Source organism: Lactiplantibacillus paraxiangfangensis (assembly GCF_036246185.1).
In the GTDB taxonomy this organism is placed as follows: domain Bacteria; phylum Bacillota; class Bacilli; order Lactobacillales; family Lactobacillaceae; genus Lactiplantibacillus; species Lactiplantibacillus paraxiangfangensis.
In genome coordinates, this window is record NZ_BTPW01000011.1 from 50,152 (window position 1) to 72,301 (window position 22,150).

Annotated in this window: 42 protein-coding genes, 2 tRNA genes and 1 other annotated feature; of the genes, 36 read left to right on the plus strand and 8 right to left on the minus strand. The window is 42.2% G+C overall.

From position 1 onward, the window contains the following. From rpmG to rplL, 8 genes are all read left to right on the plus strand, one after another. Positions 1–150, plus strand: a complete 150-nt coding sequence (gene rpmG, locus AAA939_RS07380; RefSeq protein ID WP_057706903.1) for a 50S ribosomal protein L33 — start codon at positions 1–3, stop codon at positions 148–150. Between the two features lie 11 nt (positions 151–161). Next, positions 162–347: a preprotein translocase subunit SecE gene (secE, locus tag AAA939_RS07385; RefSeq protein ID WP_057706902.1), complete on the plus strand. Its 186-nt coding sequence runs from the start codon at positions 162–164 to the stop codon at positions 345–347. A 105-nt stretch (positions 348–452) separates the two neighbouring features. After that, positions 453–1,001 carry a transcription termination/antitermination protein NusG gene (nusG, locus tag AAA939_RS07390; protein ID WP_057706901.1) on the plus strand — a complete coding sequence of 183 codons (549 nt, stop codon included), beginning with the start codon at positions 453–455 and terminating at the stop codon, positions 999–1,001. A 49-nt stretch (positions 1,002–1,050) separates the two neighbouring features. Further along, positions 1,051–1,929 carry an alpha/beta hydrolase gene (locus AAA939_RS07395; protein ID WP_338210325.1) on the plus strand — a complete coding sequence of 293 codons (879 nt, stop codon included), beginning with the start codon at positions 1,051–1,053 and terminating at the stop codon, positions 1,927–1,929. Between the two features lie 101 nt (positions 1,930–2,030). Next, positions 2,031–2,456 carry a 50S ribosomal protein L11 gene (rplK, locus tag AAA939_RS07400; protein ID WP_003640942.1) on the plus strand — a complete coding sequence of 142 codons (426 nt, stop codon included), beginning with the start codon at positions 2,031–2,033 and terminating at the stop codon, positions 2,454–2,456. A 100-nt stretch (positions 2,457–2,556) separates the two neighbouring features. Next, entirely contained in the window at positions 2,557–3,246 is a 690-nt protein-coding gene (gene rplA / locus AAA939_RS07405; RefSeq protein ID WP_125070611.1) for a 50S ribosomal protein L1, read from the plus strand. Positions 3,247–3,302: 56 nt separating this feature from the next. Continuing rightward, positions 3,303–3,415, plus strand: a sequence feature (ribosomal protein L10 leader region). Between the two features lie 29 nt (positions 3,416–3,444). Beyond that, the gene (gene rplJ / locus AAA939_RS07410) at positions 3,445–3,948 is read left to right on the plus strand and encodes a 50S ribosomal protein L10 (protein ID WP_338210291.1); all 504 of its coding nucleotides are present in this window, start codon (positions 3,445–3,447) and stop codon (positions 3,946–3,948) included. Positions 3,949–4,007: 59 nt separating this feature from the next. After that, on the plus strand, positions 4,008–4,376 hold the full coding sequence (rplL, locus tag AAA939_RS07415) for a 50S ribosomal protein L7/L12 (RefSeq protein ID WP_057706897.1): 369 nt from the start codon (positions 4,008–4,010) through the stop codon (positions 4,374–4,376). A gap of 162 nt (positions 4,377–4,538) precedes the next feature. Here rplL and AAA939_RS07420 read toward each other — a convergent pair whose 3' ends face one another. The 8 genes from AAA939_RS07420 to AAA939_RS07455 all read right to left on the minus strand — a co-directional run bounded on the left by AAA939_RS07420 (position 4,539) and on the right by AAA939_RS07455 (position 8,124). Next, complete coding sequence (locus tag AAA939_RS07420) at positions 4,539–5,729, minus strand: tyrosine-type recombinase/integrase (RefSeq protein ID WP_338230665.1); 1,191 nt, start codon at positions 5,727–5,729, stop codon at positions 4,539–4,541. 5 nt (positions 5,730–5,734) lie between these two features. After that, complete coding sequence (locus AAA939_RS07425) at positions 5,735–5,920, minus strand: hypothetical protein (protein ID WP_338230668.1); 186 nt, start codon at positions 5,918–5,920, stop codon at positions 5,735–5,737. 16 nt (positions 5,921–5,936) lie between these two features. Then, a complete protein-coding gene (locus AAA939_RS07430) occupies positions 5,937–6,161 on the minus strand; it encodes a hypothetical protein (RefSeq protein WP_338230670.1) in 225 nt (74 codons plus the stop codon). A gap of 82 nt (positions 6,162–6,243) precedes the next feature. After that, positions 6,244–6,522 carry a hypothetical protein gene (locus AAA939_RS07435; RefSeq protein ID WP_338230672.1) on the minus strand — a complete coding sequence of 93 codons (279 nt, stop codon included), beginning with the start codon at positions 6,520–6,522 and terminating at the stop codon, positions 6,244–6,246. 1 nt (position 6,523) lies between these two features. After that, positions 6,524–6,766: a hypothetical protein gene (locus AAA939_RS07440; protein WP_338230675.1), complete on the minus strand. Its 243-nt coding sequence runs from the start codon at positions 6,764–6,766 to the stop codon at positions 6,524–6,526. 10 nt (positions 6,767–6,776) lie between these two features. Next, entirely contained in the window at positions 6,777–7,301 is a 525-nt protein-coding gene (locus AAA939_RS07445; RefSeq protein WP_338230677.1) for an Ltp family lipoprotein, read from the minus strand. A 52-nt stretch (positions 7,302–7,353) separates the two neighbouring features. Further along, on the minus strand, positions 7,354–7,755 hold the full coding sequence (locus tag AAA939_RS07450) for a hypothetical protein (protein ID WP_338230679.1): 402 nt from the start codon (positions 7,753–7,755) through the stop codon (positions 7,354–7,356). Between the two features lie 6 nt (positions 7,756–7,761). Next, positions 7,762–8,124, minus strand: a complete 363-nt coding sequence (locus tag AAA939_RS07455) for a helix-turn-helix domain-containing protein (RefSeq protein WP_338230681.1) — start codon at positions 8,122–8,124, stop codon at positions 7,762–7,764. Between the two features lie 148 nt (positions 8,125–8,272). Between AAA939_RS07455 and AAA939_RS07460 the strand changes: the two genes are divergently transcribed. From AAA939_RS07460 to AAA939_RS07595, 28 genes are all read left to right on the plus strand, one after another. Then, positions 8,273–8,488, plus strand: a complete 216-nt coding sequence (locus tag AAA939_RS07460) for a helix-turn-helix domain-containing protein (protein ID WP_338230683.1) — start codon at positions 8,273–8,275, stop codon at positions 8,486–8,488. A 43-nt stretch (positions 8,489–8,531) separates the two neighbouring features. After that, complete coding sequence (locus AAA939_RS07465; protein ID WP_338230686.1) at positions 8,532–8,720, plus strand: hypothetical protein; 189 nt, start codon at positions 8,532–8,534, stop codon at positions 8,718–8,720. Between the two features lie 56 nt (positions 8,721–8,776). After that, complete coding sequence (locus AAA939_RS07470; protein WP_338230688.1) at positions 8,777–9,301, plus strand: hypothetical protein; 525 nt, start codon at positions 8,777–8,779, stop codon at positions 9,299–9,301. 6 nt (positions 9,302–9,307) lie between these two features. Next, complete coding sequence (locus AAA939_RS07475; protein WP_338230690.1) at positions 9,308–9,595, plus strand: DNA-binding protein; 288 nt, start codon at positions 9,308–9,310, stop codon at positions 9,593–9,595. 11 nt (positions 9,596–9,606) lie between these two features. Further along, on the plus strand, positions 9,607–9,735 hold the full coding sequence (locus tag AAA939_RS07480; protein ID WP_338230692.1) for a hypothetical protein: 129 nt from the start codon (positions 9,607–9,609) through the stop codon (positions 9,733–9,735). Between the two features lie 147 nt (positions 9,736–9,882). Further along, entirely contained in the window at positions 9,883–10,203 is a 321-nt protein-coding gene (locus tag AAA939_RS07485) for a hypothetical protein (RefSeq protein WP_338230694.1), read from the plus strand. Beyond that, a complete protein-coding gene (locus tag AAA939_RS07490; RefSeq protein ID WP_338230697.1) occupies positions 10,203–11,090 on the plus strand; it encodes a YqaJ viral recombinase family nuclease in 888 nt (295 codons plus the stop codon). The genes AAA939_RS07485 and AAA939_RS07490 overlap by 1 nt, the downstream gene beginning before the upstream one ends. Before the next feature lie 3 nt (positions 11,091–11,093). Beyond that, positions 11,094–12,023 (plus strand): recombinase RecT, encoded by a 930-nt coding sequence (locus AAA939_RS07495; protein ID WP_338230699.1) that lies wholly within the window; start codon positions 11,094–11,096, stop codon positions 12,021–12,023. A gap of 75 nt (positions 12,024–12,098) precedes the next feature. Beyond that, a complete protein-coding gene (locus AAA939_RS07500) occupies positions 12,099–13,022 on the plus strand; it encodes a DUF4373 domain-containing protein (RefSeq protein ID WP_338230701.1) in 924 nt (307 codons plus the stop codon). A 21-nt stretch (positions 13,023–13,043) separates the two neighbouring features. Further along, positions 13,044–13,562, plus strand: a complete 519-nt coding sequence (locus AAA939_RS07505; protein ID WP_338230703.1) for a hypothetical protein — start codon at positions 13,044–13,046, stop codon at positions 13,560–13,562. 2 nt (positions 13,563–13,564) lie between these two features. Beyond that, positions 13,565–13,807, plus strand: a complete 243-nt coding sequence (locus tag AAA939_RS07510; RefSeq protein WP_338230705.1) for a LexA family protein — start codon at positions 13,565–13,567, stop codon at positions 13,805–13,807. Further along, positions 13,797–14,231 (plus strand): RusA family crossover junction endodeoxyribonuclease, encoded by a 435-nt coding sequence (locus tag AAA939_RS07515; RefSeq protein WP_338230706.1) that lies wholly within the window; start codon positions 13,797–13,799, stop codon positions 14,229–14,231. Before AAA939_RS07510 ends, AAA939_RS07515 begins: the two co-directional genes overlap by 11 nt. Beyond that, a complete protein-coding gene (locus AAA939_RS07520; RefSeq protein WP_338230708.1) occupies positions 14,224–14,454 on the plus strand; it encodes a hypothetical protein in 231 nt (76 codons plus the stop codon). The genes AAA939_RS07515 and AAA939_RS07520 overlap by 8 nt, the downstream gene beginning before the upstream one ends. 3 nt (positions 14,455–14,457) lie before the next feature. Beyond that, entirely contained in the window at positions 14,458–14,604 is a 147-nt protein-coding gene (locus AAA939_RS07525) for a hypothetical protein (protein WP_338230710.1), read from the plus strand. 126 nt (positions 14,605–14,730) lie between these two features. Then, entirely contained in the window at positions 14,731–15,795 is a 1,065-nt protein-coding gene (locus tag AAA939_RS07530) for a DNA cytosine methyltransferase (protein ID WP_338230712.1), read from the plus strand. A gap of 63 nt (positions 15,796–15,858) precedes the next feature. Further along, positions 15,859–16,125 (plus strand): hypothetical protein, encoded by a 267-nt coding sequence (locus tag AAA939_RS07535; protein ID WP_338230714.1) that lies wholly within the window; start codon positions 15,859–15,861, stop codon positions 16,123–16,125. Positions 16,126–16,127: 2 nt separating this feature from the next. Continuing rightward, positions 16,128–16,637, plus strand: coding sequence for a hypothetical protein (locus tag AAA939_RS07540; protein WP_338230716.1), 510 nt, complete (start codon positions 16,128–16,130; stop codon positions 16,635–16,637). Beyond that, positions 16,634–16,903 (plus strand): hypothetical protein, encoded by a 270-nt coding sequence (locus tag AAA939_RS07545; protein WP_338230718.1) that lies wholly within the window; start codon positions 16,634–16,636, stop codon positions 16,901–16,903. The genes AAA939_RS07540 and AAA939_RS07545 overlap by 4 nt, the downstream gene beginning before the upstream one ends. Before the next feature lie 80 nt (positions 16,904–16,983). After that, the gene (locus AAA939_RS07550) at positions 16,984–17,469 is read left to right on the plus strand and encodes a hypothetical protein (RefSeq protein ID WP_338230721.1); all 486 of its coding nucleotides are present in this window, start codon (positions 16,984–16,986) and stop codon (positions 17,467–17,469) included. A 132-nt stretch (positions 17,470–17,601) separates the two neighbouring features. After that, positions 17,602–17,684 (plus strand) — tRNA-Tyr (locus AAA939_RS07555). A gap of 70 nt (positions 17,685–17,754) precedes the next feature. Next, positions 17,755–17,839 (plus strand) — tRNA-Ser (locus AAA939_RS07560). A gap of 417 nt (positions 17,840–18,256) precedes the next feature. Beyond that, positions 18,257–18,448 carry a crAss001_48 related protein gene (locus tag AAA939_RS07565; RefSeq protein WP_338230723.1) on the plus strand — a complete coding sequence of 64 codons (192 nt, stop codon included), beginning with the start codon at positions 18,257–18,259 and terminating at the stop codon, positions 18,446–18,448. Between the two features lie 14 nt (positions 18,449–18,462). Next, positions 18,463–18,726: a DUF6275 family protein gene (locus AAA939_RS07570; protein ID WP_338230725.1), complete on the plus strand. Its 264-nt coding sequence runs from the start codon at positions 18,463–18,465 to the stop codon at positions 18,724–18,726. Between the two features lie 14 nt (positions 18,727–18,740). After that, positions 18,741–19,322, plus strand: coding sequence for a ParB N-terminal domain-containing protein (locus AAA939_RS07575; protein WP_338230727.1), 582 nt, complete (start codon positions 18,741–18,743; stop codon positions 19,320–19,322). Further along, complete coding sequence (locus tag AAA939_RS07580) at positions 19,301–20,017, plus strand: Mom family adenine methylcarbamoylation protein (RefSeq protein WP_338230729.1); 717 nt, start codon at positions 19,301–19,303, stop codon at positions 20,015–20,017. Before AAA939_RS07575 ends, AAA939_RS07580 begins: the two co-directional genes overlap by 22 nt. A 107-nt stretch (positions 20,018–20,124) precedes the next feature. After that, positions 20,125–20,325 (plus strand): hypothetical protein, encoded by a 201-nt coding sequence (locus AAA939_RS07585; RefSeq protein WP_338230731.1) that lies wholly within the window; start codon positions 20,125–20,127, stop codon positions 20,323–20,325. 66 nt (positions 20,326–20,391) lie between these two features. Beyond that, on the plus strand, positions 20,392–20,859 hold the full coding sequence (locus tag AAA939_RS07590) for a helix-turn-helix domain-containing protein (protein WP_338230733.1): 468 nt from the start codon (positions 20,392–20,394) through the stop codon (positions 20,857–20,859). Then, positions 20,846–22,135 carry a PBSX family phage terminase large subunit gene (locus AAA939_RS07595; protein ID WP_420915233.1) on the plus strand — a complete coding sequence of 430 codons (1,290 nt, stop codon included), beginning with the start codon at positions 20,846–20,848 and terminating at the stop codon, positions 22,133–22,135. The genes AAA939_RS07590 and AAA939_RS07595 overlap by 14 nt, the downstream gene beginning before the upstream one ends. Positions 22,136–22,150 lie beyond the last annotated feature (15 nt).

Below are 22,150 nucleotides of genomic sequence, written 5' to 3' on the forward strand. Positions count from 1 at the left end.
ATGGCTCAGAAAAAAGTTGCACTGGCATGTACCGTTTGTGGTTCGCGAAACTATACGGTCGACGCCAATCCGAATCGGACTAACCGCTTAGAAGTTAAGAAATTTTGTAAATATTGTGGTAAACACACACTTCATCGTGAAACGCGGTAGGGGGTTAAAACATGCGCTTGTTTAAGTTCTTTGGTCTAGTTGGTCATGAAATGAAAAAAGTGACCTGGCCAACTTGGCGGGAAAACCGGCGGGACTCGTGGACGGTTATTTCAACGTCACTGTTCTTCGTGGCTTTCTTCGCTTTGTTTGACTGGATCATTCAGATGTTACTACAGACGTTAACCACATTACATTAATGGTTTTTTAACCGAAAATTTGGTATAATGTCCTTATTGAGAGAAAACTTCGTGTTGACGAAGTTTTTTTATTTTACCCAAAACAAGCCTTAAAGGAGTTCAATCATGGTCGAATCTGTTGAAAAAAAGTGGTATGTCTTACATACTTACGCTGGTTACGAAAACAAAGTTAGTTCTAACTTGGAATCACGAGTGCAATCAATGGGCATGGAAGATAACATCTTCCGGGTCGTTGTCCCAGAAGAAGAAGCTCACGAAGTTAAGAACGGTAAAGATAAAGTTGAAATGAAGAAGGTTTTCCCCGGCTACGTCTTAGTTGAAATGGTCATGACCGACCAAGCTTGGTACATCGTGCGGAACACGCCTGGTGTTACTGGGTTCTTAGGGTCACATGGTCAAGGGAGTAAGCCAACGCCACTATTACCTGAAGAAGCAGAACAAATCTTGCATCAATTAGGGATGAGCGCACGCCATACCGAATTGAATGTTCAAGTTGGCGAACAAGTTACGATCATCGACGGTGCCTTCTCTGGCTTGTCTGGTGAAATTACGGAAATCGACAACGAAAAGATGAAGTTAAAGGTCAACATCAACATGTTCGGACGTGAAACGAGTACTGAATTAGATTTTGACCAAGTCGACGAAATTAAGTAGTTCGACGGATAAAATTATTTAAGTAAGCTGGTGGGCCACTTTGGCAGAAATGATTTTGATCATCATCGGCGTTTTAATTATTGGAATTGTGGCCCGCATCGGTCTCAAGTTTTGGCAGTATGGTCGGCCGCAGCACCTGACCCACGCACCCGCAACTAGTTGTGCGGATGACAGTGCGGTCACGTTGTTTATTCCTGGTTATGCGGGCAATCGGTTTTCGTTTGGCGGGATGCTACAACGGTTCGTGTCCAGTGGTATCGCCAATAAGTCGTTAGTCGTCATGATTGATCGCCACAATCAGCCGCACGTCACGGGTCATTTAGATCCGTACCGGCCGATGGTGCAATTGATCTTTGCGACGCCGCGAGTGGCCGTTCGTCAACAAGCAGAGGGTGTTTTAGCGGTCGTTCAATATTTGATCGCACACGAGCACGTTCAAACGATGAACTTAGTGGCGCATTCAATGGGTGGGGTCGTGTTGTTTCAGTATTTAACAACGGCGGCCAAACTCGTGAATCTGCCGGAAGTGCGCAAGGTCGTCACAATTGGTGCGCCCTTTAACGATAGCGAGGTCGGTCAGAATACTTATCCGATTGAAAATCACCCGCTAACGAAAAATGGGCCCACTAAAACGACCCCCGTTTATAATTACTTTTTGCGCACGTTACAACGGTTACCCAATACGATTTCGTATTTAAATATCGCGGGTAATATTGGTGACGCGGTGCAAAGTGATGGGGCGGTCGCACTAAATAGTGCGCTATCATTACGGTTCTTATTGCGCCCAGCTATTAACCAGTACCAAGAATATGTTGTGCACGGAAAAAATGCGCGGCACTCGCGGTTGCACGAAAACTACGAGGTTGATCGACAAATTGTTCAATTTCTGTATCCGGACGCACAAAAAAATGTTGCTGGTGAAAAGTAGATATGCTACAATGACATTTGTGCGTCACGTATGCACGTTCACGTGGGAGGAGCAAAAACTCAGCTCCATTTACCACATCACGGACTAAGGAGGAATGTCTCGTGGCTAAAAAAGTAGCTAACGTTGTTAAATTACAAATTCCTGCGGGCAAAGCAACACCTGCTCCGCCAGTTGGCCCAGCTTTAGGTCAAGCAGGTATCAATATCATGGGATTCACAAAGGACTTTAATGCTCGTACTGCTGATCAAGCAGGTATGATCATTCCCGTTGTGATCACGGTGTACGAAGATCGTTCATTCGACTTCATCACTAAGACCCCACCTGCTGCCGTTCTTTTAAAGAAAGCTGCCGGTGTTGAAAGTGGTTCCGGTGAACCTAACACGAAAAAGGTTGCAACTGTAACCAAAGATCAAGTTAAGCAAATCGCCGAAACTAAAATGCAAGATCTAAACGCAGCTGATGTTGAAGCAGCTATGCGCATGATCGAAGGTACTGCTCGTAGTATGGGATTCACTGTCGAAGGCTAATTCAATACTGATGAGTACGTCGGACACTTCATCAAAATGAATGTGTCAAGTGGGAGGAAATCTCCGTTTGAACCACATTTGCAAGGAGGAAAACACTTAGATGGCAAAGAAAAGTAAACAATACCAAGACGCCGCTAAGCTCGTTGATCGTGACAAAGCTTACGATGTAACGGAAGCGGTAGACTTGGTTAAAAAAATGGATTTCGCAAAGTTTGATGCAACTGTTGAAGTTGCCTTCAAATTAAACGTTGATACAAAGCAAGCCGACCAACAACTTCGTGGTGCGGTTGTCCTTCCTAACGGTACTGGTAAAGATCAAACAGTTATCGTTTTTGCAAAGGGCGACAAAGCCAAAGAAGCTGAAGAAGCCGGTGCTGACTTTGTTGGTGAAGCTGATTTAGTTCAGAAGATCCAAGACGGTTGGTTAGACTTTGATGTCGCAATCGCAACTCCAGACATGATGGCCCAAGTTGGTCGTTTAGGTCGGGTTCTTGGTCCTAAGGGATTAATGCCTAACCCTAAGACTGGTACGGTTACGATGGACGTTGCTAAAGCCGTTAACGATTCAAAAGCTGGTAAGGTGACTTACCGGACTGACCGTGACGGTAACGTCCACGTTCCTGTTGGCAAGGTATCATTTGATACTGACAAGTTAGTTGGCAACTTCAAGACCATTGAAGACGTCATCGTTAAAGCTCGTCCAGCCTCAGTACGTGGGACTTTCATCCAAAACTTAGTTGTTACTTCAACGTTTACCCCAGCGGTACGTGTTGACTTAGCATCATTTTAAGGATTAATTTTCTGAAAACAATTGACCCTGTAGGTGATCTGTGATAGATTACTAGAGGTTAAGTAATATCTCTACCTAAGACTCAGGTGGCCAAATGGCCTCAATCTACCTGCCGAGGACATTGTTTTTCTCTATGTCTTGGTGGACATAGGGATTTTTTTATTAATCCCTGAACCAAAATTCTGGGAGGTGAATCTGTTGAGTAAAGAAACTGTTGCTGTAAAAGCACAAGAAGTTAAAGAAGTCACTGAACTTTTAAATAGTTCAGTATCAGCCATCGTAGTTGACTACCGTGGTTTGACGGTTGAACAAGTTACGGATTTGCGTAAGCAATTACGCGAAGCTGGCGTTAAGATGCGCGTTATCAAGAACAAGATCATGGTGCGTGTTGCTGACGAAGCTGGCTATCCTGACTTGAAACCTGTCTTTGCCGGTCCTACTGCCGTTGCCTTCTCTGAAGAAGACCCAGTTGCACCAGCTAAGATTTTGGCTAACTTCGCGAAGACTGCCGATGCCCTTCAATTAAAGGGTGGTATCATCGAAGGTAAAGTTGCTAGTCTTGAAGAAGTTCAAGAATACGCTACGTTGCCATCACGTGAAGAATTATTGGCTACGATCGCTAACTTGTTACAAGCACCTGTTCGTAACGTGGCATACGCTGTTAAGGCTGTTGCTGAAAAGGGCGACGAAGACGCAGCTTAGGCTGTCGTTGGTGTTAAAAAATACAAAAAATAATCTCACCTATAATGGAGGAACACAAAATGGCTTTTGATAAAGATAGTATTATTGCTTCATTAAAAGAAGCATCAATTTCAGATTTAAACGACTTAGTTAAGGCTATCGAAGAAGAATTCGATGTCTCAGCTTCAGCACCAGTTGCTGTTGCTGGCGCTGCTGGTGGCGACGCTGCCGCTGCAAAGGATTCATACGATGTTGAATTAACTGAATCTGGCGACCAAAAAGTTAAGGCTATTAAGGCCGTTCGCGACATCACTGGTCTTGGCTTAAAAGACGCTAAGGGTCTTGTTGACAACGTACCTTCAGTTGTTAAGGAAGGCGTTTCAGAAGACGAAGCCAACGATATCAAGGCTAAACTTGAAGAAGTTGGTGGTGTTGTTACCCTTAAGTAGTCATCTACTTAAAGGAACGACATCAGACCAAACAAACCGTTGTAATGACGGGGCGTTTGGTCTTTTTTTGTGCTTTCAATTTCGATTGATTCCGATATATACGGACCAAATTCGGGTACTGATTCGGGTACAAGATAATCGGTACCCGAATTTTCACAAACTCTATCCTTCATCCTTTTTTTCTCCCAGTAAAGTTGGCTCCATTCCGTTGAAAACATTAAGTGCACCACGCACATTTTCACGAGTATAATTTTGTGTCATTTGTAGTGATGAGTGACCCAACCAGTGCATGACGTCCGTTGCTACCTGTCCGTTAGTTAACGCCATGGTTGCAAAGTAATGCCGAAAAATATGCGGGGTAACGTGAACCTTAACGGCATCGCCAACTTTTTTAAGAATCTTATTGGCTTGCTGGACCCCCATGGGCATTCCAGTCTTCTCGTTAACAAATAAGAAGCTTTCATCAGTACATTCTCGGTGTGTCTTAGCATAAATATTTCGACTGTAAGTTATCACATATTTACAGATATTTGCCATATCTCCACGTACATAAATAGTTCGATAGCTCGCATCATTTTTAAGATTGCCACCTTCTGGTTCAGCGTTCGTGCGGCCTTTTAAAAAGGTAATGGCACAAATTTCTTCGTCATTCCATTGCTGGAATTTGAAAGACTTGAATTGGAGTCCCATTAGTTCTTCACGGCGTTCACCAAGAGTGAGCAAAGATACTAAACAGTATTGGTATTTATTTAACACTTCCGGGGCTTTATCCATGATCTTTTTATAGTCTTTTTCACTAAGCGATTTTGAAACAGGAGATTTACCACCATCGATGGAGATGCTGCTTAATTTATTTTTAGCTATGACATCATTTCTGGCAGCGTCGTTCATGATGATTTGCATAACGGAGTTAGTGGTTATTATAGTGTTTTTGGCGTAGCCATCTTTAATCATCTGATCAATAAAATTCTGATAACTTTGGCGAGTGATCTCATTGATTAGTTGTTTACCAAATATAGGTTTCAGCTGGTTGTTCCAGTAGTTCTGTTTTTGGGTTACAGTGGCAGGGCGCCACATCTTTAAAGCAACGTTGCGTTTTATCAATTTATCAAAGTAATTTTGAAGTGTGATTCTATTCGACATTGACTCTGTAAGTTCACCGGTGCTCAAGGTAACCTCAAATTTTTTAAGCTCAATGTCAGCCTCACGCCAATTGGTAAATCCTGATTTGCTCCAGTTTCTATATTTATGGTGTGAATCGGTATATGCTCGTCTGACCCCGAATCGTTTACCTTTTTGAGTCTCATAAGTAAAAATGCCGGGGTGACGCTTAAGCGGCGTCCATTTTCTCATTTAGATCATTCCTTTCTTTTACGTTCGTAGTCCATAATTCCTGCATCAATAAACTGAAGACTGTGAATAAAGTGTTGATAACTTTCTTCATCACTTGGGAAGGGGATATCTGTATTTAGAAATCCATAGTCGGCATAACCCAAGTCTGATTTAAGATGTTGGGCAACTTCAAAGCGATTATTGAAATCCATTAAATAAGGCCTCCTTTCATTTGTTAGTGCTATCAGACATTCTGTATAGCATCTTTACAATTCGCAGACTTTCCTGATATTCGTCTTCGTTGTGTGGTGTCTGCATATCAAAAATCCAGAAGTTGGGGCTAGTTTCTCCCAAGTCCTTTTTCAACCGGAGCATAAATTCACCGTAATCCATAAACTCCGTTGGTTGTGCCATTTTAGCTGGGTCCCAATCGTTTAAACTGTTTTCTGTCATGTTGTGTTCCTCCGTTTTGTTAGTTGTGCAAACGTATGTTCTTTTTGAGCTATAAATAAAAGCCCGAATTGGGCGTTTATTTTTAGATTTTTTTTATGGCATCGCCATAGACGAGAACTGTTTTATATCCCTCATCGTTATTGTAAGAAATGTGCAAGTTGGCAACTGCCGTGCCACCGAGTTTATGGGCTTCATCAAGTAGCTCTTTCTTTGCTTCCATTATTCCTTTACGAATTTCTACCTTGCTTCTAGTAAAGGCTGCGTTGTAATTGCTCGTCCCAAGTACAACATCGATGATTTCATATCCATCTGGGATTTGACCGGCAGTGATAAAGTCTGCTTTCTTTGAAAATAATCCCATGTTAATTACCTCCGTTCATTTTATCGTCAAGTAATTTTTTGAGCTTCTCGGTACTATTTTTAAAGCGGTCTGGAACAGGTTCATTTGGATGTAGTTTTCTCCAGATGAACAGGGCGATAATTGACCACAAGCCTGCCCTGATTAAGTCTTTAAGAGTAACGTGACCCATTGTCATAAATTTAACAAACTTGTTTAGAATCCAGTAAGCTATTCCAAAGATAACTAAAATCCATGCTAATATCATTGATATCATCTTATTTACTCAAGTGGTCAACGGCGTATTGTGCTTGTGCTGTGGTAAATTGTTCGCCGGCTTCGGAAGTGAGTTGCTCTTTAATGGCATTAGTGGACATCGATTGGTCTTTTTGATAGCTTTCAGCTTTTTTTAATGCATTTTTATTCCAGTTAACTCCATTTAAATGGTCCATGGCATACTTTGCTGCAGATTTTGAAAACCCTTCACCGGCATCTGATGTGAGCTGATCGTATACAGCCTTTTCAGACATATCCATGGTTTTAGCATAGGTATCTGCTTTTGCAAGTGCGGCTAAATTTTGTGCAGATGTCTTGGGCTTCTTACTCGATTCCTTTGATTTTGATATTTTCTTACTGGAAGTTGCTGATGAGTCGTCTGATGAATCGGATGAACCCGAGCCACCCATTGAACTGGCGAAACCAATAACAACGATTACGACTAAAATCCAAAACCATACTCGTTTATAAAATGGCTTTTTCTGTACATAAACTTTCCCATCTTCACCTTTAATCTTCTTCGACATTGTTTCATCCTCCAAAAAATTTATTTCCCCAAAGTAGTAATCCCCATAATTCTTATTTTACATGTTTAAAGTGTAACCCATAAGTGTGGCCGACTTCATGAAGGTAATCTAATTGTAGGCCCAAATCATCAGCAATTTCATAGTCGGTATCATGCCATTCATCTTTGATTTTTTGTAATTGTCTGTAGGTCAGGCTTTGTTTGTAACCCCAACGTCGAGCAACGTTTTCTTGTTTGGAATTGTCGGCGGGAGCATAGTTGCTAATATCGCCTACAGAAGTCTCATAATGACCTAATTCTTCATTTAACCACTGATATTGTTCGCTTTCTGAAATGTTTGCGTTGATATTTATTTTGTCGTTTACCGTTAATCCGCCCATATCTGACGGCATGTTCTTGTCAAAAACAAAGGAAAGGGCGGGGTATCGAGACATTAATCTTTCAATCCTAGTCAATAGACCTCATTCCTTTTTGGCCTTATTTTTATCTTCCTGCTCCTTTTTATAAACAGATTTTTGGTATTCAATGTAGTCAAGAACAGCTTTTCGTCGGTCTTCTGGGAGGTCGTCTAAGGACAGTCCATTACGAAGATGTGCTGCGACGGGAGTATCGCCAAGATCGACTTTCCGTCCTAATAAATAGTCTACTGTGATACCGTAAATATCGGCTATTCTTTTTAACGTATCTAAATCTGGTTCCCGTATCCCATACTCATAATTAGCATAAGTACCAAGATTTGAAATACCTAGTTTTTTTGCAACATAAGTTTTTGTCCATCCTTTACGGTCGCGCAAAGAAGTAAGTCTATTACTTAATTCGGACATGCGGTTCACCTCTTTGTGTAGATTATATAACAGTTAAACAAATTATTTAGAAAATTACACAAAAAGTGAATAAAAGCGTTGACTTACACTATTTGTGTAGTATTATAGTGAGTGTAGAGTTAAACATTACGTGTAGGGAGGCGATTTGATGAGTGTGCCGGTGGTTCGTAAAGATGCAAAAAACATTTTGCGAAAAATCAGAAAAGATAACGGATTAACTATTGTGGAACTCGCACATTTGATGAACTTAGGTTCTAGTGCAGCACTTTCTAATATTGAATATGGGACCAATAATTTCACGTTGGAGAAAGCTTTTTTGGCAGCTGATGCCTTGAATGTTAGCGTTAATGTATTTTTACAATAAAAAGTTACACGAAGAGTGTATATAACTGAAGGGAGCACTAAAAATGACCCAATCAACTAAACAACAAGTAATCATGACGGTGTTCGGTTGTACACCCGCCGAAGTTGAAGCGTTAACTACTCCGGATGATGGTAATAAGCGGCTCAATGCACTTTATAAAACCGCAAAGAAGGAACTGGCACGTAAAGCTGATTTAAAGATAGCTCAATCATTAACCATAACCTTAGATTAAGGCAAGCAAACGGAAATTAACATTAGTTAAATTGCCGTTTGAAGGGAGGTGACATGATGCCAGACAAAATTACTTTTAGCTCGCTAGTTAAAAATGCCGTTGCAAGTCGGGGAATGACTAACAAGGAGTTTTCTCACGCAATCTATGTAACAGAAGCGACAGGAAGCCGTTATCGCAATGGTGAGCGGGCGCTAAGCAAGTCTATGCGGGTGTCAGTCAATCGTTTGCTAAAGGATGTGCGGCTAAGCTTTGCATCAGCAACTAAGGATTACCGAATTCCAACTATGATGGTTGATTCACGGCTGCAAGATGATGTTTATGAAACTTCGATTAAGCAGCGTCAGGAAGAACGCGAACGGCAGGGTTTAGAACCAGATTATGAATCCTCGGTAATTATTAAGCCAGAATTGCGGACAGCAGCCCAGCAACAGGCAATTGATGACTATCTTCAAAATTACGCAGAAGAGTTCGCAGCTGAACAAACTGATTTTATAACTAAGGCTGAATACGCTGGATATTCGCAGGATCGTATTTTCCAGATATTTGATAGTTTCAACAATAAGTATGGAGTAAAGGAGTGATTAAACATGATGGCTTCGATGCAAATGGATGATCAGAAATTTATTGAGGCGGTTGCTAACGCAGTGGCTGATAGGGTGATGCCGGAACTTGAAACAATGGTTAAAAAATACCATGAACCGGACCAAGGATTAGATCAGGCTGGTGCTGCAAAGGTATTGGGTTGCGGTAAAGACATGTTGAATGACTATTACATCAATCAACCGGGATTCCCACATTTTATGAAGGGCAGTCGCATGGTGTTCTCGCGTAAAGCTATCGAAAAGTGGATGGACGAAAATCAGATTTATGCATAGGAGGAATTGCCATGATTATACCTGACTTTATTGCGTACCCGCTGATTACTTGGGGTGTTGCCGCATTGTGGTTCAATCGACACAAGTTATTCGGAGTTGGAAAGGAAGATTTGCATGCAAGTAAGAAAAGTTCCCGCTAGTGCGATTCATAAGTACAAAAAAAGCTATGCAAGCATCGCAAGTGCTTACACAGCCAAGTTAGAAACATGCCAAAACAATTTATGTATCCAGCTTATTCCAAAACCTAGCTTGATGCAACAAGTCAAACGCGTTTGGGGGTGGCTATTATGAGCTTTATCAATATGTTAGACAGCCTAAATTCAGCACAGGATGCGCAGTTAATATCCGGTGACTACGAACCAGATAGGTATTTTCCAACGGATGTTAACGGTGACGAAGTAGAGGCTAATGAAGATTATTGGAAGTTTAGATATGGCTATTCAGATGAGTACATCGTTGATGATCCTGATGTAATTGCGGATTACCTTACCGATCAAGGCTATGAGGCTAATGAATGTAGCTCACGGACGCTGCAAGATGACTATCATGCAATTCTAGTTTGTTTTGATGGTTGCGCTATGGAGCGCGAAGCTAGGAGGCCACAATAATGAGTGAATTTACAGAACGAGTGCAACCTAAAATTGAAATGACCTATAAGATGAACCGGTATCAGTGGTTGGAACATCGGCGTAAAGGGATTGGCGGTTCTGATGTGTCTGCAATTCTTGGATTTAATAGTTGGCGGTCACCATTTGAAGTGTGGGCTGATAAAACAGGCCGGTTGCCCATTGAAGATAGTGGAAATGAGTTTACACATTGGGGAAATATTATGGAACCTATCCTTGCCAAAGAATTTCAGCAGCAGACAGGTAAAAAGGTTCACAGACAGAACAAGACCTTCGTTGATCCAGAATACGATTTTTTGCGGGCAGATATTGACCGGGACATTGTTGGAGAACCAGGATTCTTGGAAATTAAAACAGCGATGGAATTCAAATCTTCTGAATGGACTGATGATGAGATTCCACCGGCCTACTTGTTACAAGTCCAGCATTACATGATGGTTCTTGACCGACCGTATTGTTACTTTGCCACTCTGATTGGTGGACATCGCTTTATCACTAAACGAGTAGATCGTGATGATGAATTAATTGCCACGATGCGGCAGCAGCTTGTTGAATGGTGGGAGAAACATATCATTCAGGATATTCCACCGGAAGTGGATGGTTCAGACTCTACTACTGATACTTTAAAACAATTGCACCATAAGACAGAAGGTCAGCCTATTATCCTGAATGACGACTTAGATAAATTACTGGTTGAGCGTGAACGCCTAAAAGAAGGCCTTAAAACTTATACCAATGACATTAAAACAACTGAAAATAAAGTCAGAGAAGCAATGCTGACTACTGAAGTTGGCACGTCGAACCACTTTGTCGTTACTAATCGTCTAACTAAGCGGGGCAATCGTGTATTACGGATTAAGGAGAAATAAAAAATGGCAACTAATAATACTTTGAATAAAGCACTGAACCAACAACCACTAAAGGTAAGTGCAAAGAACGCTTCAATTAAAGTTTTGCTCGAATCACCTACGATTCAAGCGAAGTTTCAAAACGTCTTAAAAGATAAATCGTCAGGTTTCGTGAGCTCTGTACTTAACGTTGTCAACACTAATGGCTATCTAGCAGACGCTCAGCCAATGTCTATCATGACTAGCGCCATGGTAGCGGCAACTTTAGATTTACCCATTGATCCTAATCTCGGATATGCCTACATCGTTCCTTTTAACGGTAAGAATAAGGAAACGAATCGGTGGGAGAAAAAAGCCCAACTAATCATTGGGTACAAAGGGTATATCCAACTAGCTCAACGATCAGGCCAGTACCGTAAATTAAACGTGGCGCCGATTCCAGAAGGTGCGTTTATTTCATGGAATCCATTGGCTGAGGAGCTTAAGTATGATTTTAGCAAGGCTACTTCTGATACAGCAGTGGGATATGCCGGTTACTTTGAACTGCTCAACGGTTTTACTAAGACCGTCTATTGGACACGTGATCAGGTTGAAGCACATCGGATTGCCAACAATAAGGCTAAAGACAAGCGTGCATTAACTGGTGTGTGGCGAGATAACTATGATGCTATGGCTACCAAGACCGTGCTTCGTAGCATGTTAGGACGTTGGGGTATTTTATCTATTGAGATGCAGAATGCTGTCAGCAAGGACGAACAACCGCAGGAATTGACTGATGACGGTCAATTGGTAGATGACCGGCTAGATATTACGGATGATGCTACTAGCTATGACAGTCCGCATGATGAGGCAGACGAAGATAAGTCAGGTACAAAGTCAGATAAACATGATTCTGAATTAACTAAGCAACAGCAACAAGATATCTTTGATGCGGTGAATAGTAGTAAAAAATAGAATTGGCTTGAATGCAGCAGTGGCTGAATCCACCGAGCGGGTGAAAGGCCCATATTGAAGGACAGGAGGTGCGAAATGGCCCGTCCCATTAAGAAAGGAATCGATTATTTTAACTTAGATGTGGACTTTTTTCATGATATAAAGATTCGAAAAATCTTACGTGCTTGTGGTAACCAGTCAATTTCTATACTAATCTGCCTGCTCTGTAATATTTATCAAGATGAAGGGTATTACACGCGGTGGGATGAAGATATACGGTTCTTGGTGGCCGATGATGTCGATGCCAAGGAAAGTGCAGTACAGGATGTGGTTAAACGCGCTTGCGCAGTTGGGTTCTTCGATAAGTCATTATTTGATGAATATAAAATTCTTACTTCTAAGCGTATTCAAGAAAATTACAAATTGGCTGCCAAGCAAAAGAAAGATAGCTCAATTGAGGTTAAATATCGGTTGCCAAGAGTTTCCAATGATGATAATGGGGTTTCCAATGATGGAAACGAAGTAAACAACGTTGAAAATCCCCATAGTATATCAGACCAGAGTAAATCAGATAATAACAAAGTAAATAACACTAGACCCGATCCGCGTGATGCTATCCATGAGGAGTTCACTGAAAAGGTTTGGATGATTTACCCCAAGAAACGTGACTTTCAAAAAGCTTATGACGCTTACTATACTGCCAAGCTTGAAGGAGTTTCTCTGGATACCATTATCACAAAAATCGAGGAATATAAGGCCTATTTGAAGTTGAATCAGACCTCTGAACAATATACCAAAAGTCTAGAAAATTGGCTGGGTGGTCGGTGCTGGCTTGATGTATACGACATGACACCACCTAAACCTAAAGGATCAAGTGGCAGAAAAGAAATCGTTCCAAAATGGGCGCAAAAAGGTGCTTCACAGACGGGTTCTAAGGCTAAAGGTAAAGAGCTGACTGAGGAACAACGCCAGGAGCTAGCTGAACGCGTGGCTAGACTAGGCGCCACTGAGAATAAATAAAAAATGCAAGGAGGAAAGCCTATGCCGATTCTGATAGAGGAGCGTAGTGGATTCAGAATTCTGGCCCAAGGATCGCATGCGGATTTGTCAAAGCTGGTCAAGCTAAAGCGTGCCGGTGGTAAGTGGACGGGACCAGTTAGGATTGTTCGTGATGATGCACGGTTATTAACCGATGACGAGTACTATCGCGGCATGACCGTCACACCGATAAATGCGGATGAACAACATCAGGCTCGTTTTATCCTTGATGCTATGCATCAGGGGGTGACCAGTTTTGATATGATTGCCCACCGCTTGTGCTTGCCCAGAAGCCGTGTTGTAAGTTTGACCCGTAAGTACAAATTACGATGGACTCATTGGCAGGGTAAAAAAGGCAATCAGATTGTTGATGCTGAGACTGCCACAGAAATGGCGCACAAGTTAGGCAGAGCCCCGTATCTAGTTAGAAATGCGTCTAGAAATGGGCAACTAGTCAACGGGTTCAAGATTTGCAAGTACTACGAATTCAAGGCAAGTGTAAACGCAGAACGGAGTGATTGAAAATGAGGCCAAAAACAGAAAATGATATGCATCTTTTAACATGTATTTACCAGTACATTGGCGCGCATGGCTATGCACCGACCATCAGAGAGTTGGGCACGTTGGCCGGGATTGGATCAACCAGCACGGTGTTTAGCCGGTTGAAGGACCTAGAGAAGTCAAAACTAATTACGCGGGTGCCAGATAGCCCGCGGACGATGACCATTACATCGATGGGACGCGAGGCAGTTGGGTATGCGGATTGAACATGTGTTTATGTTGGAACCAATTCAACAGCAGCGACCAAAGTCGTCAATAGGACGTGGGCGTGGAAGTCGCAAGATCATCGTTTACGATCCGCCAAAGGTTCGACTATTTAAAAAGGCCGTTGCCGAGGAGGCCACGCTGACATACCGTGGACAGCCCCTGACAGGTAGCTTGGCGGTAAGCGTAGTGTTTTACCGGTCAGTACAACAAAGCCTGTCTAAAGTCGAAAAACAGCGACGAATCAAGGGTGTGCACTTGCCGGTAGTCAAGCCGGACCTAGATAACTACGTGAAATCGTTTTTGGACGCGCTTCACGGCATTTACTGGCAAGATGACGCGCTAATAACTGATTTGACCGCAAGTAAGCGGTATGGCCGGCAGCCGAGAATTGAAATTAAAGTTGAGGAGACTAAAAATGACTGATTTAGCACTAAAGATGGGACGTAAGACGGTAGTGGCCTATATGGTCGTACTGACCTTTGATGGCGAAATTATGAAGAACTACCCCAAGATTTACAAGCGGTACGGTGATGCATTTAATCGCTGTGAACATTTGAACCATGTAATTAAGTCTGATGACTACAAGTGGAAACTGATGTGTGCCAAGGGCTGGTTCGAAGTTGATCCAAACGAGAAAGGAGAATAAGCAATGGCTAAACAACGAAAGCATGCAAAGCGGTCAACGATTAAGAAGAAGCGGCGGCGCATGAGGTTACACGCAGCACAACACGGCGTGGAGCGCCCGCGAGCCAAGCACGAAAGTAAAGTAGGTGTGGCGAATGAAACGGATTACTGATGCAATTGATGATGTGCTAGAAATATTTGGAAGCATCGGCGCCATTGGGCTGTGCATAGCTTACATCGTTGTTCTCCTTGGCCTTGTGGTATGGCTAGTTGTTCACGCTTGGATGGTGGTGATCTGATGAAATTTTTAGACCTGTTTGCTGGTATTGGTGGATTTCATTTGGGAATGGAGCAAGCCGGTCACAAATGTGTTGGCTGGGTTGAGTGGGATAATTTTGCTAGAAAAAGCTATCAAGCTATTTATGATGTGAAAGGAGTGTGGAACGCTAGTGACATACGAGCAGTTAGAGCTGATGAGTTACCCCGAGCAGACTGCTGGTGCTTCGGCTTCCCCTGCCAAGACATCAGTGTTGCTGGAAAGCAAAAAGGAATCACTGCCGGAAAACGTAGTTCTTTATTTTTTACAGTTACAGGGCTTATTAGAGACCTCAAAGAAGAAGATCGCCCCAGCTATTTACTCATTGAGAACGTTAAAAACTTACTTAGTATTAACGGCGGGTTTGACTTCCTCAAACTTCAAATTGAATTGGACGAAATCGGGTACGACTGTGAATGGGACGTTCTCGATTCAGCAGAAGTCGTGCCTCAGCACAGGGAACGTATATTCATTATCGGACATCTTAGAGGACGACGTACCAGCAAAGTATTTCCTATCACAGAAGCTTACCGAGAAGCTAATAAGCAAGATGGACCGGTCGCTAACACCCTTACCACGCGATACAGTGACTCACAAGGAGTCGGATCGTATGTTGTTGAAGGTAAATCGAAGAGCGTAGAGCAGGTTGGAAACGTCATGGACGTGGATTACTTCAGTGGCAATCCTCAGACTGGGCGTGTCTATGATCCGCAGGGGATTTCTCCAACACTTAGCACAATGCAGGGTGGTGGGCGTGAACCAAAGATTATCGTTAACCCTCATGGATTTAACCACGGTGGGATTAAAGATATTTCACCTACTGTAACTGCTGGGTCGTTTAGTGACAATACGTTTGTGAATAATGGGATTAAAGTTCGCAAGTTGACTCCACGTGAATGTTGGCGACTACAAGGCTTCCCAGACTGGGCATTTAATCGAGCGAAAGAAGCCGGACTAAGTGATAGTCAGTTATATAAGCAGGCTGGTAATAGCGTGACGGTGCCTGTCATCAAAGTTATTGCTGAAAGGATGAAGATTATTGATTGAAGTTAAGGAACCAACAGCAGAGGAACGTAAGCAAGCGTTTGAACTATTTGGGGAGGATTAAACATGAGTAAATTAAATTTAGATTTTATCAGGTTCATTCGTAACCCATATATTGAGGACTATACGTGGGAAGGCAACACTTTACTAATTTGGGTAAATAACTACAAATACGGCGTCTTTGTTGGCAAGTTCAAGAAGATCTGTTGCATGGATAAAGGCGGCCTTAAAGCCATACTTGGGTATGATTGCGTAGGAATTAGCCTAGCTGGCACGGATCTGCTGGAAAAACATGGTGATGAGTTGCGGGCAGCATTCCCGCCGAAGGAGTAGGAATGATTAAAATTTATCGGAAGACGGCCACGATTAAGGCCGAACAGTTCGATGGTAGTCAAAAAAAGATGTTTGGATATCGTATTATTCCAAGCAGCATAATGGATGTAGATAAAAGAGCACCCGTTTACTATTCAATATTTATTAATGATGATGAACCAGAGCCTGATGATGATTTGCCAGTTGACGATATAGAAATAGTTTTTGAGATTGGCTATTGGGTTGTCAAAGAATCAGACGAGATTAAAGTGTTGGCGGATAAAGATTTTAAGCAACAGTATATTGAATATCCGACAATTCCGCAGATAGTAATTGATGTAATTAGGTATGCCAATATTCACAAACATGGTATTTATTGGGTATTGAATACTACACCGAAGCAGTTAGTTAAAAATAATATCATTAGTCAATCTAAGATCCGTGAGTATAGTAATTTCTTTAGACAGCATGACAGTCAAGAAATATTTGCCCGTGCGTGGCTTGATGGCTACCAAGTGGAGATGAAAAAATGAAAATTATTGCATTACAAAGTGTCGGACTAGGCGATTTTTTACAGGACGGAAGCACTGGTGGACTAGTTCCGACTCAGTTACAGGTTCGTGTTGGATTTCCGTTTTACGGTAATCCATATGGACCGGATAACGATAAAGAACCTAAAGTCACAAAAATTCAGCTGAGTATGAATGGAATAAACTATATTGCCAAAACTGATGATAAACATAAATTCGTTTTGCCAGCTGACAAGTATATTGCGGAGTATGTGGAAAACAGTAAATAAAAAGCGCAGCCCTAAAGGCTGCGCTACGATTAATTCCTACAAAATTAATTATATCACAGTCAAGTTAAGGGGTGGCGGCGTTGATCGAACCAATTTTTAAGAGTGATGATTATGACGATGATGCAACAATTAAAAATGTAGTGCACGAATTGAAAGGGTATAAGGGTCTGGTGATTAAGGAGCAACAATTGCGAGCTTATCATTTAGCCGGGCAGGTTTATGATGGGACGCTGCTTAGTGCAACTAACGTTAATCACGAGGAAGAAAAAGAAATTACACGATTACATTTGCAAGAAAAAAATGAGTTCAAAATGGCCATGATCACTAACGCCATTAAGTTGATGGGGCAAGTTGATGAACATTCTGACCAGTTGGCCACCGTCCTTCAGTTGCAATTTGTTGAGTTCCACAAGGTTGAGGACTGCTGTTACCACTACATGCAGAAGTATGGCGTAGATTTGTCTAAAACAACCTTTTATGAGTATCGGAAGGAAGCTATGTTCAAATTTCCCATGTTCTATCCGCATGAACTGCGAGTTAAGAAGGGCGATGATGGCAAAAAATAAATCCGGACACAATCCGGACGCTTTTCGGACTGAATCCGGACGGTATCCGGAACATTCTAGCAAAAAAGGGGTCTATATTAGTATTATCGAATTGTAGGTAAGCCACCCCGGGCTTTCATTACCTGCATTCATGGCGGTGCGTCAGAGATGGTGAGCTGTGCCGGACTGTAAATCCGGTCCCATTGGGTGAGTAGGTTCGAATCCTACCGCCGCCATTAGGCAGGTATCAAAATGTTCTGTTCCTCCAAATGGATATATTAATTGATACGATTGCCTGCCTATTAAGGAGTGGTAAGCATAACGGTACTGCAGCGGCTTGCTAAGTCGTTACTCACTAGTTGAGTTGCTGGTTCAAGTCCAGCTCACTCTGTTGCCAACGATTTAAATGGAGATGACGTGCTCCTCTCGGTCGTTGGCGTTAGTCTTCGTGTAAAGCCCAGTCTTCGAATGCTGGGTTTTTTTGATACAGAAAATTAGGTGATGAGATGAAGGATAGAAGTTTTATGATTGTTTGCTTATTAGTATGCATCTTCTTGATAGTGCTAGGTGTCATTAAGAAACGACCGGAAAGCATTATATGGGCTACTGGAACAGCACTATTTTGTGCAGGTGAGCTATGGATTAGGTGGGATCATTTTGATTAAACGAACTCCAGAGGGATTACAGTGGCCGATTGACAGGAAGATAGATCATGACCTGCGTAATTGGCCGAAAGCGTCTGAAAAGCGTCCGAAAAAGCGTATTAAATCGGACGCTTTTAATTTAGAAAAAAAGGATGGTAATTACTATGAACAAAGAATTATTGGAAAAATTACAAGCTGAATATGATGACTTGATGGATAAGGATGCTAAAGCTTGGTCTGCTGCAGGTAATTCAAATATTCCGGATGAGCAACGACAGCTCATTGGTATCCAAGCAAATGCGATGGAAACATACGCACAAGTATTAGCAATTCGGATTCATTTACTCGAAAAGTAAGGACGGTAATAAAAATGAACGATATTGAATTTGTGAATATGTGTAAGGAATCAGTTGCTGACTATACCAACAAGCATTTGGATAAGACGGACGGCAACAGGATCACCACTGCTGATGTTTACATTGTTTGGCAGGTTAAGGCACTACAGAACAGTAAGGCACTGCTAAGTACGACGTTAAGTGACGGCATGTATTATGAAGCCACGTACAATGGCGATAAAAGCCAGATTTACTTGGATGCTTACAAGAAATTTGAGAACGTTGAGATTAACCTGTAAGGAGGCAGCCTAACTTGAAAGTTGAAGAATGGTCAATTGATAAGGTTAAGCCATACGACAATAACCCTCGGAATAATGACGGTGCGGTTGATGCTACGGCCAACTCCATTAAGGAGTTTGGCTGGCAACAACCAATTGTAGTGGATAGAGGCGGGGTGATCATTGTTGGTCATACACGTTTGAGGGCCGCTAAGAAGTTAAAGCTGGATAAAGTACCGGTAGTTATTGCTGGCAGCCTTTCTGATGAACAAGTTAAAGCCTATCGCTTAGCTGACAATAAGACCGGCGAATTAGCAGACTGGGACTTTAATGTTTTGGGCGCTGAAATGGCTGAGATTAACGATTTAGACTTAGCAGATTTCGGCTTTGATGAACCAATCAGTGACGACGATTTTGATGATGATTTTAGTCTTCCGGATGGCGATAAGCCTAATGTAGGTCAGATTACATTCACGCTATCCAATGAGCAGATTGATTTGATTAAGAATACTTTGTCGGATGTTGACCAAGAAGGTATTGAGACGTTTGGCAATACTAATAAAATGGGTAACTCTCTTTTTAAGGTGGTGAAAGAATGGGCAGAGCGAAAGATGTAGTTTTAAAGGTGATTCCATCAAAAATTGCAATTCCATTTATTAAAAAGCATCATTACTCTGGGAAAGTAGTAAACAACAGCAATTTACACTTTGGAGCGTTTTTAGATGGTGAGCTACATGGAGTTATGTCGTATGGGCCGCCGCTGGATAAAAGTAAAATTCTGGGATTGGTTAATGGGACTGGCTGGAATGAAATGCTTGAACTCAATCGGATGGCATTTGATGAGGCATTACCTCGGAACAGTGAAAGCCGTTGTATATCGTTATCAATTAAGCTCATTAAAAAGCATGCCCCACAAATTAAATGGATTGTTAGCTTTGCTGATGCCGTCTCGTGTGGTGATGGAACGATTTATCGAGCATCAAATTTTGTTTTGACTGAAATAAAAGCTAATTATAATCTTGCTCAATTACCTAGTGGTGAAAAGATTCATAAAATGACATTGGAAAGCAACCCAACAACCCCGCGTAAGGAATTAGGAGGGCGAAGCTATTACGATGTCACAGGGGGCAAGTATGATTTTAAAAAGTATTTAGCCGCAGCCAATGCTAATGTAATGAAGGGATATCAGCTACGCTATATTTACTTTATCGACAAACGTTATCGTAAACGACTAAAGGTTGAAGAAATTCCATTTAGTAAGATTGGCGAGCTTGATATCGGCATGTATAAAGGCGAATATATTGAGCGATAAGTTACCTTAAAAGAGTATTTTGAGCTCGTTTTAAGAGAATCTCAGTGGTATCTTCTGAGCTGTTGAAGGAGTTATAGAACACATTAAAGCCTCGGAGGTATCGCATTATGAAAACGACATGGACATTAAAATTTGCAAAAACATTGGTTGGTAAGAAGGTTGGCGCGTGGGGAGATGTTGTCGAAGCGGATGACGTCAAAGACTTACATTCGTTATTAGTATTCTGCAACATGTATTTGGCAGTTCCATACGACCACACGTACATTGATCAGGACAAGCAAGCGGTAGTATTCGAAATGTATTGTTAATAGCCAACATAACGCCTTTAGGGGCGCTTTTATTTTGCATTGGAAGGATAGGTGGTGCTTGATGTAATGGCTACTGGAAGATACCAAAAATGGCTGGAAAACGACAATCTGGCACTTCTACGTGGTTGGAAAATGAATGGCTTAACTGACGAGCAAATCGCCGCTAACATTGGGGTTTCACCTCGTACCCTTGAACGATGGAAAAAAAGTCATAGTCAGATTTGTCGGGCCTTAAAAAAGGGAAAAGAAGAAGCAAACTATGCGGTAGAAAACGCACTGCTTAAAAAGGCGTTAAAGGGTGACAATACCGCCATGATTTTCTGGCTTAAAAACAACTATCCGGATAAGTATAGTGAAAACGTCACTGATCCTGAACTGCTTAAACAACAGATTCGACGCGTTAAAGCGGAGGCGGATATTGCGGATGCTAAAGCCAAAGATATTAATTCTGATTCTAATGGCCAAGTAATCGTTAACGTGACAATGCCTGACCCACCACCGTCAACAGGAGGTGATGATGATGCCGGAGATTAACTTAGATGTTCGAAAGATGGTATCGCCGGCTTATTATCCGCTATTTACTAGTAGAAAACGGTATATTGCGTATAAAGGATCGCGTGGTTCCGCCAAGTCATACTCAGCCGCTGAAAAAGTCATCGTTGATATTGTGATTCACCCTTATGTCAATTGGCTGGTTGTCCGGCAGTTCTTTGGAACGCATAAAGATTCAACGTTTGCTACAATCAAGAAGGTTGCTTACTCGTTAGGGGTGGGCGACCTTTTTAAATTCACAACTAGCCCGTTAGAGATTACCTACAAGCCGACAGGACAAAAGGTGTTTTTCCGTGGTATGGATGATCCTTTAAAGATTACTTCAATTCAAACGACTGTCGGCAATTTATGCCGTGTCTGGTATGAAGAAGCCTATGAGTTGAAGTCTGAATCTGGATTTGAAACGGTTGAAGAATCGCTTCGTGGTATCTTGCCGGATAATGGTTTCTATCAATCAATTCTGACGTTTAACCCGTGGTCTGATAAGAGTTGGCTAAAGGCCAAGTTCTTCGATAAGAAGACACGCAAGAAACGGACACTGGCGCTGACGACGACTTACAAAGATAACAATCACTTGGATAAGGATTATATTGAAAGCCTTGAGGATATGCTAATCACTAACCCTAATCGTGCCCGCGTTGCAGTCGCCGGTGAGTGGGGCGTTGCGGAAGGATTAGTATTTGAGGGCTTATTCGAGCAGAAGGACTTCACGATGGAATCAATTGCCAAGTTACCTAAATCGGTTGGTTTAGACTTCGGTTTCAAGCATGACCCAACCGCCGGGGAATTTATGGCGATTGATCAGGCAAACCGGATTGTTTACATCTACGATGAGTTTTATAAGCAGCACTTGCTAACTCAACAGATAGCGCAGGAGTTAGGCCAGCATAAGGCATACGGTATTCCGATTATTGCCGATAGTGCCGAGGGTCGAATGATTACGGAACTATCGCGCGTTCATGGTGTACCGAACATCAGAGCCGCTGGCAAGGGTAGCGATAGTGTGATGCAAGGCGTCCAGTTCATGCAATCGTATCACTATATCGTGCACCCCCGCGTGCATGGCCTTTTAGAGGAATTCAATACCTATGTTTATGATCAGGATAAATTCGGCAACTGGTTAAATAAGCCGAAGGATGAAAACAACCATGCGGTCGACGCGTTACGTTACAGCATGGAGCCGTTCATGTTTATGCGTGCTGGCCACTATATGAACTATCAAGACCGAGTTAAAGCGGTTAAGAACCTAGGATTATAAGGGAGGAGGTAAAGC